This is a genomic window from Amycolatopsis sp. NPDC114505 (assembly GCF_055633615.1).
Genome location: NZ_JBVKDV010000003.1, coordinates 1,056,349 through 1,071,225, shown reverse-complemented (window position 1 = coordinate 1,071,225; position 14,877 = coordinate 1,056,349). Strand labels below are relative to the sequence as shown.

Genomic DNA, 14,877 nt, shown 5'->3' with positions numbered 1-14,877 from the left:
AGGTGACCTGTGGTGTCAAGGTACTCGCCCCGGGGCCCGCCGCGAGAGGTGCGAGATCGATCAAGTCCGGACGGAAATCCGCACGAGGCTCGCGTCGCCGGACCGCCAGCCCGTCCGGACCGCCACGTACCGGGCCGGGCCGGTGTCCGCCGTCCGGTAGGTGCGGCCGTCGGTGCTGGTTTCGACGCTCGCCGTGGGACGGCGGCCGGGCGTCCAGGCCAGTTCGACCGCGGAAACCGCCGTCACCGTCCCGAGATCGACGACCATCCGGCCGCCGGGGCCGGGCCGCCACGCCGTCGCCGGGTCGTCGTCCACGGCCGCCGCCGGGCTCGACATGCCGGGCGGCAGCGGTTCGGCGGGGAACGTGGTCCGGCCGAGCGCGGCGTCGGCCAGCGGGTACGGCCGGACGTCACCGAACACCACCGGCACGCTCCGGCGCGGCGGCAGCACCACCGGCCGCGGGCGGCCACCGTCCGGCGTCACCGTGACGAGCACCGGCAGGAACCCGGACGGCAGCGTGAGGTCGACCCGGCTCGCGTCGCGCACGACCGCCTTCAGCCCGGCCGGGCCCCGCACGGTGAACCGCGGAGGTTCGATGCGGCCTTCCGCCGCGGCCAGCGTGTAGGAGACTTCGGTGCCGGTCCGGGTGATCGTCTGCTCGCCGCGGTAGAGCCGGTACGCGTCGCCGTCCTTCGGGAGGGTCGCCGTGCCGGTCGCCAGGGCGCCGGAAAGGTTGAGCAGCACGAGGAAGCCGTCGGTGCCGGTCACCCGGACCGCCGGTGCGGTGGAGGTAGCTCGGGCGGCCGGCTTGCGGGGCGCCGGGTACAGCTCGGCGAGCAGGGGCGCGGCGGGCCCGTCGGAGAGCGTGACGCGGTCACCGGTGACGGTGATCGGGTTCGGGCCGTCGACGAGGATCCCGGCCCGGCCGTCGATGTCGAGCCAGCCCTTCGTGCTGCTCAGCGCGGGCACGGGGTAGCTCGCCACCGGCGTCCAGGTGGCGCCGTCCGGTGACGTCTCGACGCGGTACTTGCGCCCGGCGGCCGCCTCCCAGCTCAGCCGGACACGGTCGATCGTCTGCGCGGAGCCCAGGTCGATCGCGAGCCAGCTGTCGGTGCGTGGCCGGTCCGATGTGGACACCGCCCAGCGCGTGGCCGCGTCGCCGTCGTTGGCGTACTTGGCCTCCTTGCCCGAGCTCGCCGAAGAGGCCGACGCCGTTCCGGCTCGCGCCAGGTCCGGGCCGTCGCCGTCGCGGACCTCGAAGGCCCAGAGCGAATAGCCGTACGTCGGGTCCGGCTGGACGCCGAGCATCCGGACGTGGCGGGCGGTGACCGGGGCGAACGTCAGGTCGTCGGTCCGGGCACCGGTCGGCGCGGCCGCGGCCTCGATCGTGACCTTGCCTTCGGCGGCGGTGTAGGTGCGGTCGCCGTCGAGGCCGGGGACGCCCGGCATGGTGAGGTTGTAGACGTTCAGGACGCCTTCGCTCTCGGCGACGCCGGTGCTGGCGTAGACCGCGGCGCCGGTGGGGAGGGTGGCGAGCGCGGCGTACCCGGCGTCGAAGCGCAGGACGCCGACCGTGCCGTCGAAGCCGTCCCGGACCCTGGTGTAGGTGGTGGCGTGGCGCTCCTTGACGGCGATGTTCGTGGCCGGCAGCAGCATCGGGTTGGCGCCGCCGAGCACGAACAGCCAGTCGTCGTGGTGCGGCTGCCAGGCGAACTTGACGAAGCCGGGCTTGGTCACGGTCGCGGCCCAGGCGGCGGGGGAGCGGTGGGCGAGAAGACCCGGCGCGGCACCGAAGTCGGCGACCCCGGCGGCGTGGGCGTCGAACTCGTTCCCGGTCGCCGGCTTGATCGGGCCACCGTGCTTCGCGCGCCACTCGTGGAGCAGGTAGCTGATGGCGAGCTCGGCGCGGGCCTCGGGCTCGTACTTCGGTTCGCCGGAGAACTTCGTGATCCGGTCGGCGGGCGCGTAGGCCTGGTAGGGCTCGAGCCGCGCGGCGAGGTCGGCCTCGGCGCGCGCGGCGTGGCGGTCGCCGAGGACCTGGGCGCGGAAGGCGAGCGGGATGACGTCGCGGCCGTAGAGGTGCTCGCGGTCGGCGACCATCGGCATCAGCGGCTCGCCGGCGTCGCTGGTCATCAGCAGCATGGTGCGCCAGAGGAGCTCGCCGTTCGGCTGGGCGGTGAGGACTTCGGGCAGCGGGACGCCGGCCGCGAGGAAGTGCATCGCGTTGCGGCCGGAGGTGCGCCAGAGCTCTTCCTGGTAGTGCGGGCCGAACGAGCCGTGGTTCTCGACCAGGAACGTGTCGTAGAGGTTGGTGGCGGTGTTGGAGCTGATTGGGACGCCGTCAACGAGCCGCGGGTTGGCGAGGTCGGCGGCCGGCAGCCCGGTCTCGTTGCGGCTCCACGCGCCGAAGGCTTCGCGCCAGTCCTTCGCACGCGGGTCGTTCGGCGCCCACGCGAGCGCGGGGGCGAGCGACTGGGCGTAGACACCCATTTCCTCGAGCTTGGTGTCGCCGACGAAGCCGCCGTCGAGGCCGTGGGGCGTCCAGGTCCCGGACGCCGGGTCGTCCTTGGTGCCGAGCGCGGTGGTGTAGGCGGCCTGTTCGGCGGTGATGCGCTCGACGTCGGTCTTGGTGGCCGCGTCGAGGTCCGTCCACAGGAGACGGGCGGCGAGCAGGAAGTACGACTGGAAGGTGGTGTCGAAGAACAGCCGCCGGCCCCATTCGGTGCCGCCGGTGAGCAGGTTCGACGCCGCGAAGTGCTTGATGGTGGCGAGGGTGTGGGCCTTCAGGGTCGGCTGGTCGACCCCGGCCGTCTCGGCGTCGTAGCCGGGACGGGTCAGCAGGAGGGCGTTGCCGAGGACGACGGCGAAGGTGAAGTCCTTCGCTGGGTAGATCCCGGCCGCGGCGTCGAACTGCTGCTCCGCCCAGCGGGTGTGGCGCAGCAGCACCCGCAGGTAGGTGGCGGCGACGGGGTCGGGCGGGCCGCCGGGTGCCTTGCCGGTCGCGGCCGCCGCGACCCCCGGCAGCAGTCCCGAGGCCAGGAGGGCCGCGACGCCGCCCGCGCCCACGAGGGCCTTCCGCCGGTTCAACTCGCCCATGGTCCGGTCTCCGCTCGCTGACAACCTTGTCAGCGCGGATTCTGTGACGGCCCGTCGCCGCGGGGCAAGCCCGGCGCCGGATCCCGTCCGGTTTCGGACAAGGCCTGGGTAATTCGTATAACGGCCTATACTGCGGCCTGCCCGAGGTCGTGAGTGAGAAACAGGGTTAGAACACTGTTTCTCACTCACGACGCCAGGTGGGAGCAATCTCACCGCGGGCCGCCGCCACGGCCGTGCTGAGATGACAACGTGATCACCGATCCCGGCGTCCTCCTCCTGCTCGTCCTGGCCGGGGTCGGTGCCGGCCTGACCGGGTCCATCGCCGGGCTCGCCTCGCTCGTCTCCTACCCCGCGCTCCTCGCCGCGGGACTTCCGCCCGTCACGGCCAACATCACCAACACCGTCGCCATGCTCGGGACGACCGCCGGCGGCGCCGCGGGTGCCCGGCCGGAGCTCGCCGGCCAGCAGGGGAAGATCGTCCCGCTCTGCGTCATCACCACCGTCGGCGGCGCGTGCGGCGGGCTCGTCCTGCTCCTGACCCCGTCCGGCGCGTTCACCGCGATCGTCCCGTGGCTGATCGGCGGCGCCTCGGTCGTCCTCATGGCGGGTCCGCGCCTGCGCCGGCTGGCCGAAAGCGCCGAGCACCACGGCCTGCGCCCGGCCACCGGCGTCGCCGCCTTCTTCATCGGCATCTACGGCGGCTACTTCGGCGCCGCGGCCGGCGTGCTCATGCTCGCCCTGCTCGTCTCCGTGTGGAGCCAGCCGCTCGCCCGGACGAACGCCGCGAAGAACCTGGTCACCGGCTCGGCGAACCTTCTCGCCGCGATCATCTTCGCCGTCACCGGCAAGGTCGACTGGCCGGCCGCCCTCGCCGTCTGCCTCGGCTCCCTCGCCGGCGCGTGGCTCGGCTCGACGCTCGTGCGCCACCTGCCCGCCACGCCACTGCGCATCGGGATCGGCATCGCCGGTCTGGGACTCGCGGTGGTGCTGACGTTCTCCTGAAAACAGGGCATGATCGGCGGGGTATCGGCGAGCAGGAGACCAGATGAGCATTGTCGGGACCCGGGTGGTCCGCCAGGAGGATCAGAACCTGATCACCGCGGGCGGCACCTACGTGGACGATCTACGGGAGGAAGCGCTTTCCGGCGCCGCGCATGCGGTGTTCGTGCGCAGTCCCGTCGCGCACGCGCGGATCGAAAGCATCGATGTCAGCGAGGCGAAGGCGGCGCCGGGGGTGCTCGGCGTGTTCACCGCCGCCGACCTCGGCCTCGACCCGCACGCCGCGGGGCCGGTGAAGGAACCGTGGCTGGCCGCGGACGTGGTGCGCTACGTCGGCGAGCCCGTCGCGCTCGTCCTCACCGAGGAGCGTTACCAGCTGGCCGACGCGGCCGAGCTCGTCGACATCGACTACGACCCCCTCGGCGCCGTCGCGAGCATCGACGCCGCGCTGACGGACGAGACGCTGCTGTACCCCGAGACCGGCAGCAACGTCATGCAGGTCAACGGGGCGCAGGAGTTCGACGACGGGATCTTCGCGGACTGCGACGTGGTCGTCTCGACGACCATCGTCAACCAGCGCGTCGCGCCCGCACCGCTGGAAGTCCGGGGCGCGTCCTGCGCCTGGGGCGAGGACGGCAGGCTGACGGTCTGGCTTTCCACGCAGAACGCCCAGATCGCCCGCACGCAGGTGGCGATGAGCCTCGGTGTCGGCGAAGAGAACGTCCGCGTCATCGCGCCGGACGTCGGCGGCGGGTTCGGCGCGAAGATCGGCGCCGACCCGGAGGCGACCGTCCTCGGCTGGGCGGCCAAGGAGATCGGCCGGCCGGTCCGCTGGGTCGAGTCGCGCAGCGAGAACCTCACCTCGATGACGCACGGCCGCGCGCAGCAGAACACCGTGACCATCGGCGGCAAGCGCGACGGCACCGTCCTCGCCTACCGCCTCGACGTCATCCAGGACGCCGGCGCGTACCCGCGGACGCTGTTCCTGCCGACGCTGACCGAGCTCATGGCCGTCGGCGTGTACCGGTTCCCGAAGGTGGAGACGCGCAGCCGCGCCGTCGTCACGAACACGACCCCGATCGCGGCCTACCGCGGCGCGGGCCGCCCGGAGGCGACGGCCGCGCTCGAGCGCGCGATGGACCGCTTCGCCGGCGAGCTCGGCCTGGACCCGGCCGAGGTCCGCCGGGTCAACTTCATCCGGCCCGAGGAGTTCCCGTACACGACGCCGACGGGCGCGTCGTACGACACGGGCGAGTATGCGGCGGCGCTGGACAAGGCCCTCGAAGCCGCCGGCTACGCCGAACTGCGCGCCGAGCAGCAGCGGCGCCGGGAGGCCGGCGACCCGATCGAGCTCGGCCTCGGGATCGCCGCCTACGTCGAGATCACCGGCGGCGACTCCGGTGGCGAGAGCGGCCGCGTCGACGTCCACCCGGACGGCTCGGTCGTCGCCTGGACCGGCAGCTCCCCGCACGGGCAGGGTCTCGGGACGTCGCTGGCGATGCTGCTGTCCGACCAGCTCGGCGTGCCGCTGGACAAGATCACCGTCCGCCACGGCGACACCGACGAGGTGCCCAAGGCCGTCGGCACGTTCGGCTCCCGGTCGCTGCAGCTGGGCGGCTCGGCGATCCGGCAGGCGGCCGACGAGGTGATCGCGCAGGCCCGCGAGCTGGCGGCCGACCTGCTGGAGGCGTCGGCGGACGACCTGGAGCTGGACGCCGAGCGCGGCGTCTGGCAGGTCCGCGGCGCGCCGTCGAGCTCCGTGCTCAGCTGGGCGCAGGTGGCCGCGGCCGCCGACGGCAAGCTCACCGCCGACGTCTGGTTCGGCGGCGGCAAGCCGACGTTCCCGTTCGGCGCGCACCTCGCGGTGGTCGAGGTCGACACCGAGACCGGCAAGGTCGACCTGCGCCGGATCGTCGCGGTCGACGACGCCGGCCCGATCGTCAACCCGCTGACCTTCCGCGGTCAGCGGCACGGCGGGCTCGGCCAGGGCGCGGCGCAGGCGTTGATGGAGGTCGTCACCTACGACGAAGACGGCAACCCGACGACCGCGACGTTGGCGGACTACTCGTTCATCACGGCCGTCGAGCTGCCGGACTTCGAGCTGGTCGACATGGCCACCCCGACCGACCGGAACCTGCTGGGGGTCAAGGGGATCGGCGAGGCCGCGACGATCGGCTCGACGCCCGCGGTGCACAACGCCGTGGTGGACGCTCTTTCGTCCCGCGGCGTGAAGCACCTGGACATGCCCACGACGCCGATCCGGGTCTGGGCCGCATTGGAAGAAGCTTCGAAGGGAAACGCGCAGTGAAGGTCTCGATCGAGGTCAACGGGCAGCCGGTGGCCGAGGAGGTGCCCGACCGGACGCTCCTGGTGCACTTCCTGCGTGACACGGCCGGGCTGACCGGCACGAACATCGGCTGCGACACGACGTCCTGCGGCGCGTGCACGGTGCTGCTCGACGGCGAGTCGGTCAAGTCCTGCACGGTGCTCGCCGCGCAGGCCGACGGCCACGCCGTCACGACCGTCGAGGGACTGTCCTCTTCGGACGGTGCGCTGCACCCCGTGCAGCGGGCGTTCCGCGAGCAGCACGGCCTGCAGTGCGGGTTCTGCACCCCGGGGATGATCATGGCGTCGGTGTCGCTGCTGGACGACAACCCCAAGCCGACCCGTGACGAAGTGCGGGCCGGCCTGGAGGGGAACCTCTGCCGCTGCACCGGTTACCACAACATCGTGAGCGCCGTGATCGACGCTTCGGGCCAGGAGGTGGGCTGGTGATCCCCGCCGAGTTCCGCTACGAGCGGGCGTCCACAGTGGACGAAGCGCTTTCGTTGCTCGCTTCGCACGGTGACGAGGCGAAGGTGCTGGCGGGCGGGCACTCGCTGCTGCCGCTGATGAAGCTGCGCCTGGCGGCACCGGAGTACCTGATCGACATCGGGCCGCTCGACGAGCTGCGGTACGTCCGCCTCGACGGCGAAGACGTCGTGATCGGCGCTCTGTCCCGGTACAGCGACCTGTCCCGGGACCCGGTGCTGCTGGAGCACGCGCCGCTGCTGGCCCACGTGTCCGGCGAGGTCGGCGACCGCCAGGTCCGCCACCGCGGCACGATCGGCGGTTCGCTGGTCCACGCGGACTCCGCGGCCGACCTGCCGGCGGCGGTGCTGGCGTCGGACGCGGTGCTGGTGGCGCGCGGCCCGGCGGGGGAGCGGCGCATTCCGGCGTCGGAGTTCTTCCTCGGTCCGTTCACGACGCCGCTGGAGCCGGACGAGCTGCTGACCGAGGTCCGGGTGCCCCGCCAGACCGGCGTCGAGTGGGGCTTCCAGAAGTTCACCCGCCGCGCGATCGACTGGGCGATGGTGGGCGTGGCGGTCGCCGGCGGCCGCGTCGGCCTGGTGAACATGGGCGGCGTACCCCTGCGCGCGACGGCGACGGAAGCGGCGCTGGCCGCGGGGGCGTCGGTCGTCGAGGCCGCCGAACTGGCAGCGGAGGGGACGTCACCTCCGGACGAGCCCCACGCGACGGCCGAGTACCGCCGTCACCTGGCGCGGGTCCTCACCCGGCGGGCTTTGACACACTGAGTCGTCGATCACCGGCGTCGTTGTCGGCGCCGGTGATCGCGACGGCCGATTCCCGCGAGTCTTCGTCCCGCGGCGACGGCAGGATCAAGGTGTGAAGACGGAAACCCTTGCGCACACGGCCATCGAGCCGGGCATCCTGTACTTCGGCACCCCGGTGGTCCTGATCTCCAGCGACAACGAGGACGGCTCGGCCAACCTCGCACCGATGTCCTCGGCGTTCTGGCTGGGGTGGCGAGCGATGCTCGGGCTCGGCGCCCGCTCCAAGACCGCCCAGAACCTCCTGCGTACGCGGGAGTGCGTGCTGAACCTGCCCTCGGACGCGCTTGCCTCGGCCGTCGACCGGCTGGCGTTGACCACGGGGTCGGATCCGGTTCCGCCGGGGAAGGTTTCCCGCGGGTATTTCCACGTCGCGGACAAGTTCTCGCGGGCCGGGTTGACGCCGGTTGTTTCCGAGACTGTTTCGCCGCCTCGGGTCGCCGAGTGTCCTGTTGCGATGGAGGCGGTTGTCGAGGCTGTGCACCCTGTCGCCGATGAGGATCCTTCGCAGCGTGGCGGGATTGTCGCCATCGAGGTGCGGGTTCAGCGGGTTTTCGTGCATGAGGACATCCGGGTTCCCGGGAGTCCCGATCGCATCGATCCCGATGCTTGGCGGCCTTTGATCATGAGTTTTCAGAAGCTTTACGGGTTGGGGTCGCAGGTTCATCCGTCGACGCTGGCCCGGATTCCGGAGCGGCTTTACCGGGGGCCGGATATCGAGCGGGCTCGTGCTGTTTCTCGTGGTTGAGGTTTGGTGATCCCGCCTCAAGACGCGTCGAGTCGGGTCAGCAGCGGTCCCAGCGTCTTGATCCCCGCTGTCACCGCTGCTCGCCCCTTCGCCGAACTCACCAGCGGCTGCTGCGTCAGCAACGCCACCACGTACCGCCCACCCACGACACCCGTCGTGTTCAGGACCACCGCGGTGCGCAGGATCATCCACCCCTGCTTGATCTGCCACGAGCGTCCCGGCAAGCCGTCCGGGATCCCGAAATACTGGTCCCACCCGTCGTCCGCCGGGTTGCGCGCATTCCCCAACGCCGCCAGCAATGGTGCCGCCACCTCGTCCGGGATCACGTCCTCCAGGTATTCGTACGTCGTCACCACGTCGTTCGCGCTCGTCTTGGCCATTCCCCACTGGGTCGGGTCGGTCGGCGGCGTCGTGTTCGACAGGCCGATCAGGGCCGCCGTGCGGGTCACGATCGCGTTGCCGCCGTTCTCTTCCCAGAACTGCGACGCGATCGCGTCGTTGCTGCCCTCCAGCATGTCCGTCAGGTCCTCGACCGCGTCCGCGTCCGGGAGCGCCCAGCCGTCGTTCGACCGGACCTCGTCGATCGCGATCAGGAGCTTGACCACCGATGCCGTGTAGAACGGCTGGTCCGCGTCGGACGAGGCCAGTGCCTTGCCCGACTCCCGGTCGTACAGGACGAACCCGACACTCGTGCCGCGCGAAGCCGCCGCCACCGCGTCGGTCACCTCGGTCGCCACCGACGACAAGTCCGGATACGGCACCTCGGACGTCGACGCCACCGGGCTAACGGCCGTGTCGTCAGGGGAGTCCGAGGAATCGGGCGAGGCCGCGGGCGCCGAGACGGCCGCCGGGGTCACCCGGTGCCCGTCCACCACGACCACCGTCCCTGCCGTCAACGCGGCCGCCGCCAGTCCCGCGCCCGCCAAAGTCCACCCGATCCGTCTTCCCATGCCTGGTCAACGCCCGGCGTTCCCGGATCGACCTGTCGTTTCGCTGTGTCTTGCTGTGGGAATACTGTGGCCGCCGCCCGGCGCTACGTCATGGTGTGAGCGACTTGAAGATTCTGGTGGTGGGCGCCGGCGCGACCGGCGGGTACTTCGGCGGACGGCTGCAGCAGGCGGGCCGCGACGTCACCTTCCTCGTACGGCCGGGCCGGGCGAAACTGCTCCGGGACCGCGGCCTGCGGATCACCGGCCTCGGTGAAGACACCGTTCTCACGCCGCGGCTCGTCGAGACCGGAAAACTCGACCGGACCTTCGACCTCGTCCTGGTGGCCGTCAAGGCGACCGGGTTGACCTCGGCCATCGACGATTTCGCCCCCGCGGTCGGGCCCGGCACGCTGGTTCTCCCGTTCCTCAACGGCCTCGCGCACCTCGACGCCCTCGACGCGCGGTTCGGCGAGGACGCCGTGCTCGGCGGCGTCGCCAAGGTGCAGACCACGATCGACGACGACGGTGCCATCCGGCGGCTCGGCCCGTTGCAGAGCCTGGCCTACGGCGCCCGTACGGCATCCGCGCCCGAGCGGCTCGCCGACGTCGATTCCGCGTTGCGGAACGCCGGGTTCGCCGCCGATCTCGACGCGCGGATCACCGAGTCGATGTGGTCGAAATGGGTGTTCATCGCGGCGATCGGCGCGGTGAACAGCCTGATGCGCGCCACGATCGGCGACGTCGTCGCCGTCCCGGGCGGCACGGAGTTCGCCGAAGCCGTCGTGGCCGAAGCGGCCGCCGTCGCCGAGGCCGCCGGGTACCCGGTGCCCGCCGCCGATCTCGCGGCCACGCGCAAGACCGTCACCGATCCCGGGATGGGTGGATCTTCGCTCTACCGTGACCTGGTCGGCGGTCACCCGGTCGAGGGGGACCAGATCTTCGGCGATCTCACCGCGCGTGCCCGTGAGCTGGGCGTTGCCGTGCCTCTTCTCGATCTCGTCACCCTGCAGCTGCGCGTGCACCAGCACCGCATCGGGTGACTCGGTCACCGAGCGCGCTTTGCCCGCACAGGCCGGGGATCGTGGTCTTTCGGGCATCGGCGTGGCGGCGTCAGCACCCCTTTCCGAGGCACTGCTACCCTTCGGCAGGAAAGTTGCTTGAGGGTTTGACAAAGAAGCAGCGAGGGGAAATGGCGGACAGGTTCGAGTTCGTCCTCGAGGTCGTCGAAGCCCTCGTCGTCGGCCGGGCGACCGGTGGCGACGTACGGCGCTACCCGTTGCGCGCGGGCAACCTCCCATCGGACCCGGTGCGGTTCGTGCGGGTCGCGCGCCAGGTCTACGACGCGCTCGAGGAGCGACGGCTTTCGGTGTCGGGCGAACTGCACCCGGGGGTGCGGACGGCGTTCGAGCTGCTGGCCGAGCCGCGCGTTTCGGTTGCGGTGAGCGGGATCGACGGCCTCGGCGCCGACGTCGCCGTGCTGGTGGTCACCGACGGCGCCCAGGCGCTCGGCATCACCCAGGCCCCGGACACCGACGAGCTGCTGTTCTCGCTGTTCGCCGACGAAGAGCTGGTCGAGGTCGTCACCGGCGTGCTGCCCCCGGCTCCGGCCGCGACCACCGGCAGGCACGTCGTGCACCGCGCCGCCGGGCGCGAGGTCTCGGCCATGACGGCGAAGCGGCTCGCGGACGCCGAGTTCGACGAGGAAGAGACCGACGCCTTCGGCATGATCGAGGTGAAGGCCGTGGTCCGCCCCGGCCGTCGCCCGCCGGCGCCGAAGCCGTCGGACGTCGCGACGCTCGAGCGGGTGCTGGCCGAACCGCGGCTGGGCGGCGGCCACATCGCCGTCACCGCGCAGAGCCGCCGCGGCGAGCGCCTCGCGGGCGAACCGCTGAGCTGGCTCGACACCGCTGACGGCCGCTACCTCGTGCGCACCAAGACCGGCGAGGCCGGCGACCTGACAGCCGAGTACGTACCGGCCGGACGGGCCGACCTCGCCCGCGCGATCCGCGACGCCATCGCCGCGGTGTACTGACCGGAAAGGGAACAGTCCTGATGACGGAAGAGACCGAGGCGGTTGCCCAGGCTCTCCAGGCGACGGCGCAGATGCAGACCGCGACCGAGCCCGCGCAGAAGGCGATGGCCGCGGTCCGCGTCGGGCTCGCCGGCGCCCAGCTGAAGCGGCTCGCGCAGACCGGCGGCTTCGCCATCGACGACACCACGGGCAACCAGCTGATCGAGGCGCTCGAAGGCGTGCTCGAGTCGCTGGAGCAGCGCTGGTCCAACCTCCAGCGGCTGCACGACGCGCCCGCGATGAGCCGGACCGCGACCGGCCAGTGGGTCTCCGCGCACATGGTCAGCACCGCGGCCGACGAACACGGCCTGGTCACCCAGCTGCAGGCCGCGCGGCAGGAGTTCCCGACCTACATCGAAGCCATCAAGCTGGCGAAGAGCAACTACAAGTCCCGGGAAGAGACCACGCGCACGACGCTGACCTCGCTCCCGACCGCCGATCAGAGCTGAGGGAGACCGAGACCGTGGCACCCACCGCCGAGTCCGTCTCGGACCCGTCGTCGCCGGACTACGACAAACGCAGTCCGCTCTACGACGTGACGGCCGATTCGTCGTCGAAGTACTACGTCGGGCCGATCAAGACCGACAACACGCCCTCGGGTGACGAGATCCGCGAGATGGCCACCCAGCAGATCGACGACGAGATCCGGGCCGGCTGGCTCGGCCCCGCCGTCGACCCGGTGCTGCGCGACAAGAAGATCCAGGAGCTGTACCAGCAGCACCTCGACAACGCCAAGCACGGCCTCGACGAGGGCCTCGCCATGCGCGAGAACGGCGGAGCGCCGCGCACGCTGTGGGCCAACGCGAGCCACGAGCAGATGAACGACGCCATCACGCAGGACGCCAACCCGGCGACGGTCGCGGAGACGTCGGAGGAGTGGGTCTCGGTCGGCAACGACCTGGGCACCCACCAGAAGACCCTCGGCGACGCGATCAACGCGAGCACCAACAACTGGCAGGGCGACGCCGGTGACGCCGTCCGCGAGCACCTCGCCGGCGTCGGCAAGTGGCTGGGCGCGACCGCGCAGGGCGCGACGCTCGCCGGGCGCCAGCAGGAGATCCACTCCCAGGCGCTCAACGAGACCCAGCGGCAGATGGCGGCCAACCCGCCGGTGCAGTTCGACCTCCAGAGCACCAACCAGAAGCTGATGGCGATGACCGACCCGGTGCAGTACGCCGCGGCGGCCGGCGAGGCCATGCAGACCTACCGGGCGCAGACGGCGGCCCGGGACCACGCGGCGCAGATCCTGACGCAGTACGACGACACCATCGGCGGCGCGGTCGCGACGCCGCGGTTCCCGGCTCCGCCGAAGCTCCCGACCGCCACGGCGCGGTCGGCGACCACCGCGGCGGGCGGCGCCGGTACCGGCGCGGACGGTTCCCAGCCGCTGACGGCCCGCACGGCCATGGACCCGCTTTCGGCGCGGATCCCGGGTGAGGGGACCACCGGCGGCATCGACGGCGCGAACGGTGCGGGTGGCGCGGGCGCCGGTGCGGGCGCGGGTGCGGGTGCCGGCATCCCCGGCGGTGGCTCGGGCGCGGGTGGCTCCGGCTTCTCCGGCAGCGGCATCCCCGGCGGCGGTTCCGGCGCGGGCGGTTCCGGGTTCTCCGGCGCGGGCATCCCGGCCGCGTCGGGCGGCGGTGGCGCGGGCGGCTCGGGCGCCGGTGGTTCGGGCTTCTCGGGAGCCGGCATCCCGGAGATCCCGGGCGGCAGCTTCACCGGCTCCGGTATCCCCGGTTCGTCGATGCCGGTCAGCGGCGACGGGACTACGTCCTCCGGCTTCTCACCGTCCGGGATCGGCGGCGGCGGTGGCGGCACCGGCGGCAGCGGCTTCAACCCGGGCTCGATCCCGGGCATTCCGGACACCTCGGGCGGCGGTGGCGGCGGTATCCGCGGCGGCGGCATCCCCGGGTTCACCCCGTCCGGCATCGACCCGATCACCGGCCTGCCCACCGGCTCCGGCCCGGGCGGCATCCCCGGCAGCGGCATCGGCGGCAAGATGCCGACGATCGGCCGCGGTGGCGGGATCAACGGCGAGAGCATCGCCAGCAGGCTCGGCGGCATCGGTGGCGGTGGCGCCGGCGGCGGCGGTTCGCTCGGCGGGATCGGCGGCTCGGGCTCGGGTGCCGGCGGTGCGGGCCTGCGCGGCGCGGGCAGCCTGAGCGGTGGCGCCGCGTCCGGCGCGGCCGCGGAGGCCGAGGCGGCCGCCATGCGGAACGCGGGCACGGCGGGTAAGGCCGGTGCGGCGGGCAGCCCGGGCATGGGCGGCATGGGTGCCGGTGCCAAGGGTGGCAAGGGCGACAACGACAAGGAACACAAGGCCGCCGACTACCTCGAGAGCGACGACCCGAACTTCTTCGCGGGCGAAGAAGCGGTGGCGCCTCCGGTGATCGGTGACTGGAAGAACCAGGATTGGAAGTGAGCGCATGACGGCCGCCGGCTTCGAAGTAGAGCCTGACGAGCTGATCGCGCACGCGAGCCACGTCGAGAGCCTGGTGGACCGGCTCAACACGGCGGCTTCGGCGGCGGACACGGCGATGTCGGACCACGCATACGGGCTGCTGTGCGCGTTCCTCCCGCCGATCATCCGGCCGACGGGTGAGAAGGCGAAGGAAGCGCTGGACGCGTCGACCGAAGGCGTGCGCGGCCTGGCGGACAACGTCAAGACGGCGGCGCAGTCCTACCGCGACGGCGAAGAGGGCAACGCCCAGCCGTTCGAGCGGCAGCTCACGGCCGCACCACGCACGGCGGAGAAGGCACAGGCATGACGAGCCCGAACAACGGCCTGGGCGACCTGATGCGGGACCCCGACGAGACGATCCGCCGGATGGACGACTGGGCGGCCGGGTTCGCGGCGAAGGCCGAGCGCTACCAGGCCGCGCAGGAGGAGACCGAACGGCTGCGGCTGACCGCGAGCAGCGGTGACGGCGCGGTCAGCGTCACCGTCGGTGCCGACGGCACGGTCACCGACCTGACGTTCAGCAACAAGATCAAGTCGTTCCCGCTGGACGAGCTGTCCCGGGCGATCCTCACGACGATGCGCCGGGCCCAGTCCGGCATCGCCGAGAAGGTCGCGGGCGTGATGTCCGAGCGGCTCGGCGACGAGGACCGCGAGACCCGGACGCTGCTGCTCGACAACCTGCGCGGCCGGTTCCCGGACCCGGACGAGCCGGACGACCCGCAGCCGCCCGCCGACCCGCCGCCCGCGCCGCCGCAGCCGCCGTCGGCCGCCGGTGGTGCTCCCGCCGGTGGTGCCGGCGCGCCTCCGGCCGGGCCGCCGCGCCGCGGGCGCACCGGTGACCCGGACGAGCAGGACAACAACCCCTGGTGACCGCGCACGCCGTGGCCGGGGGCTGAGACCCGGCCATCGGCGTGGCCCGGCCGGGCGGCACTGCTCGACAGACGGCGTCCGGGGGTCGACAC

The 14,877-nt window shown here is 72.3% G+C and carries 13 protein-coding genes; 11 read left to right on the top strand and 2 right to left on the bottom strand.

Annotation, left to right across the window (positions count from 1 at the left end):
• Positions 1–60: 60 nt before the first annotated feature.
• The gene (locus ACZ7OU_RS34255; RefSeq protein ID WP_470258399.1) at positions 61–3,096 is read right to left on the bottom strand and encodes a discoidin domain-containing protein; all 3,036 of its coding nucleotides are present in this window, start codon (positions 3,094–3,096) and stop codon (positions 61–63) included.
• Between the two features lie 249 nt (positions 3,097–3,345).
• Between ACZ7OU_RS34255 and ACZ7OU_RS34250 the strand changes: the two genes are divergently transcribed.
• The 5 genes from ACZ7OU_RS34250 (at position 3,346) to ACZ7OU_RS34230 (ending at position 8,454) form a co-directional block, all read left to right on the top strand.
• Positions 3,346–4,098: a sulfite exporter TauE/SafE family protein gene (locus ACZ7OU_RS34250; protein WP_470258398.1), complete on the top strand. Its 753-nt coding sequence runs from the start codon at positions 3,346–3,348 to the stop codon at positions 4,096–4,098.
• 43 nt (positions 4,099–4,141) lie between these two features.
• Positions 4,142–6,403 carry a xanthine dehydrogenase family protein molybdopterin-binding subunit gene (locus tag ACZ7OU_RS34245; RefSeq protein ID WP_470258397.1) on the top strand — a complete coding sequence of 754 codons (2,262 nt, stop codon included), beginning with the start codon at positions 4,142–4,144 and terminating at the stop codon, positions 6,401–6,403.
• The gene (locus tag ACZ7OU_RS34240; protein ID WP_470258396.1) at positions 6,400–6,870 is read left to right on the top strand and encodes a (2Fe-2S)-binding protein; all 471 of its coding nucleotides are present in this window, start codon (positions 6,400–6,402) and stop codon (positions 6,868–6,870) included. The genes ACZ7OU_RS34245 and ACZ7OU_RS34240 overlap by 4 nt, the downstream gene beginning before the upstream one ends.
• The gene (locus ACZ7OU_RS34235; RefSeq protein ID WP_470258395.1) at positions 6,867–7,670 is read left to right on the top strand and encodes an FAD binding domain-containing protein; all 804 of its coding nucleotides are present in this window, start codon (positions 6,867–6,869) and stop codon (positions 7,668–7,670) included. Before ACZ7OU_RS34240 ends, ACZ7OU_RS34235 begins: the two co-directional genes overlap by 4 nt.
• Before the next feature lie 91 nt (positions 7,671–7,761).
• Positions 7,762–8,454 (top strand): flavin reductase family protein, encoded by a 693-nt coding sequence (locus tag ACZ7OU_RS34230; RefSeq protein WP_470258394.1) that lies wholly within the window; start codon positions 7,762–7,764, stop codon positions 8,452–8,454.
• A gap of 17 nt (positions 8,455–8,471) precedes the next feature.
• Here the strand turns inward: ACZ7OU_RS34230 and ACZ7OU_RS34225 are convergent, their stop codons facing one another.
• Complete coding sequence (locus tag ACZ7OU_RS34225) at positions 8,472–9,404, bottom strand: serine hydrolase (protein WP_470258393.1); 933 nt, start codon at positions 9,402–9,404, stop codon at positions 8,472–8,474.
• A gap of 104 nt (positions 9,405–9,508) precedes the next feature.
• On the opposite strand from ACZ7OU_RS34225, the gene ACZ7OU_RS34220 reads away from it, so the two are divergent.
• From ACZ7OU_RS34220 to ACZ7OU_RS34195, 6 genes are all read left to right on the top strand, one after another.
• Complete coding sequence (locus ACZ7OU_RS34220) at positions 9,509–10,423, top strand: ketopantoate reductase family protein (protein ID WP_470258392.1); 915 nt, start codon at positions 9,509–9,511, stop codon at positions 10,421–10,423.
• 149 nt (positions 10,424–10,572) lie between these two features.
• Complete coding sequence (locus ACZ7OU_RS34215; protein WP_470244577.1) at positions 10,573–11,415, top strand: ESX secretion-associated protein EspG; 843 nt, start codon at positions 10,573–10,575, stop codon at positions 11,413–11,415.
• Between the two features lie 20 nt (positions 11,416–11,435).
• A complete protein-coding gene (locus ACZ7OU_RS34210) occupies positions 11,436–11,903 on the top strand; it encodes a hypothetical protein (RefSeq protein ID WP_470244576.1) in 468 nt (155 codons plus the stop codon).
• A gap of 14 nt (positions 11,904–11,917) precedes the next feature.
• Complete coding sequence (locus ACZ7OU_RS34205) at positions 11,918–13,876, top strand: hypothetical protein (RefSeq protein ID WP_470258391.1); 1,959 nt, start codon at positions 11,918–11,920, stop codon at positions 13,874–13,876.
• Between the two features lie 4 nt (positions 13,877–13,880).
• Positions 13,881–14,222, top strand: coding sequence for a type VII secretion target (locus ACZ7OU_RS34200; protein WP_470244574.1), 342 nt, complete (start codon positions 13,881–13,883; stop codon positions 14,220–14,222).
• Positions 14,219–14,785, top strand: coding sequence for a YbaB/EbfC family nucleoid-associated protein (locus tag ACZ7OU_RS34195; RefSeq protein ID WP_470258390.1), 567 nt, complete (start codon positions 14,219–14,221; stop codon positions 14,783–14,785). The genes ACZ7OU_RS34200 and ACZ7OU_RS34195 overlap by 4 nt, the downstream gene beginning before the upstream one ends.
• Positions 14,786–14,877 lie beyond the last annotated feature (92 nt).

Excerpts from the sequence above, each read along its gene's own strand:
- ACZ7OU_RS34255 (WP_470258399.1), bottom strand. The coding sequence starts at position 3,096 with ATGGGCGAGTTGAACCGGCGGAAGGCCCTCGTGGGCGCGGGCGGCGTC.
- ACZ7OU_RS34245 (WP_470258397.1), top strand. The coding sequence starts at position 4,142 with ATGAGCATTGTCGGGACCCGGGTGGTCCGCCAGGAGGATCAGAACCTG.
- ACZ7OU_RS34225 (WP_470258393.1), bottom strand. The coding sequence starts at position 9,404 with ATGGGAAGACGGATCGGGTGGACTTTGGCGGGCGCGGGACTGGCGGCG.
- ACZ7OU_RS34215 (WP_470244577.1), top strand. The coding sequence starts at position 10,573 with ATGGCGGACAGGTTCGAGTTCGTCCTCGAGGTCGTCGAAGCCCTCGTC.
- ACZ7OU_RS34210 (WP_470244576.1), top strand. The coding sequence starts at position 11,436 with ATGACGGAAGAGACCGAGGCGGTTGCCCAGGCTCTCCAGGCGACGGCG.
- ACZ7OU_RS34200 (WP_470244574.1), top strand. The coding sequence starts at position 13,881 with ATGACGGCCGCCGGCTTCGAAGTAGAGCCTGACGAGCTGATCGCGCAC.
- ACZ7OU_RS34195 (WP_470258390.1), top strand. The coding sequence starts at position 14,219 with ATGACGAGCCCGAACAACGGCCTGGGCGACCTGATGCGGGACCCCGAC.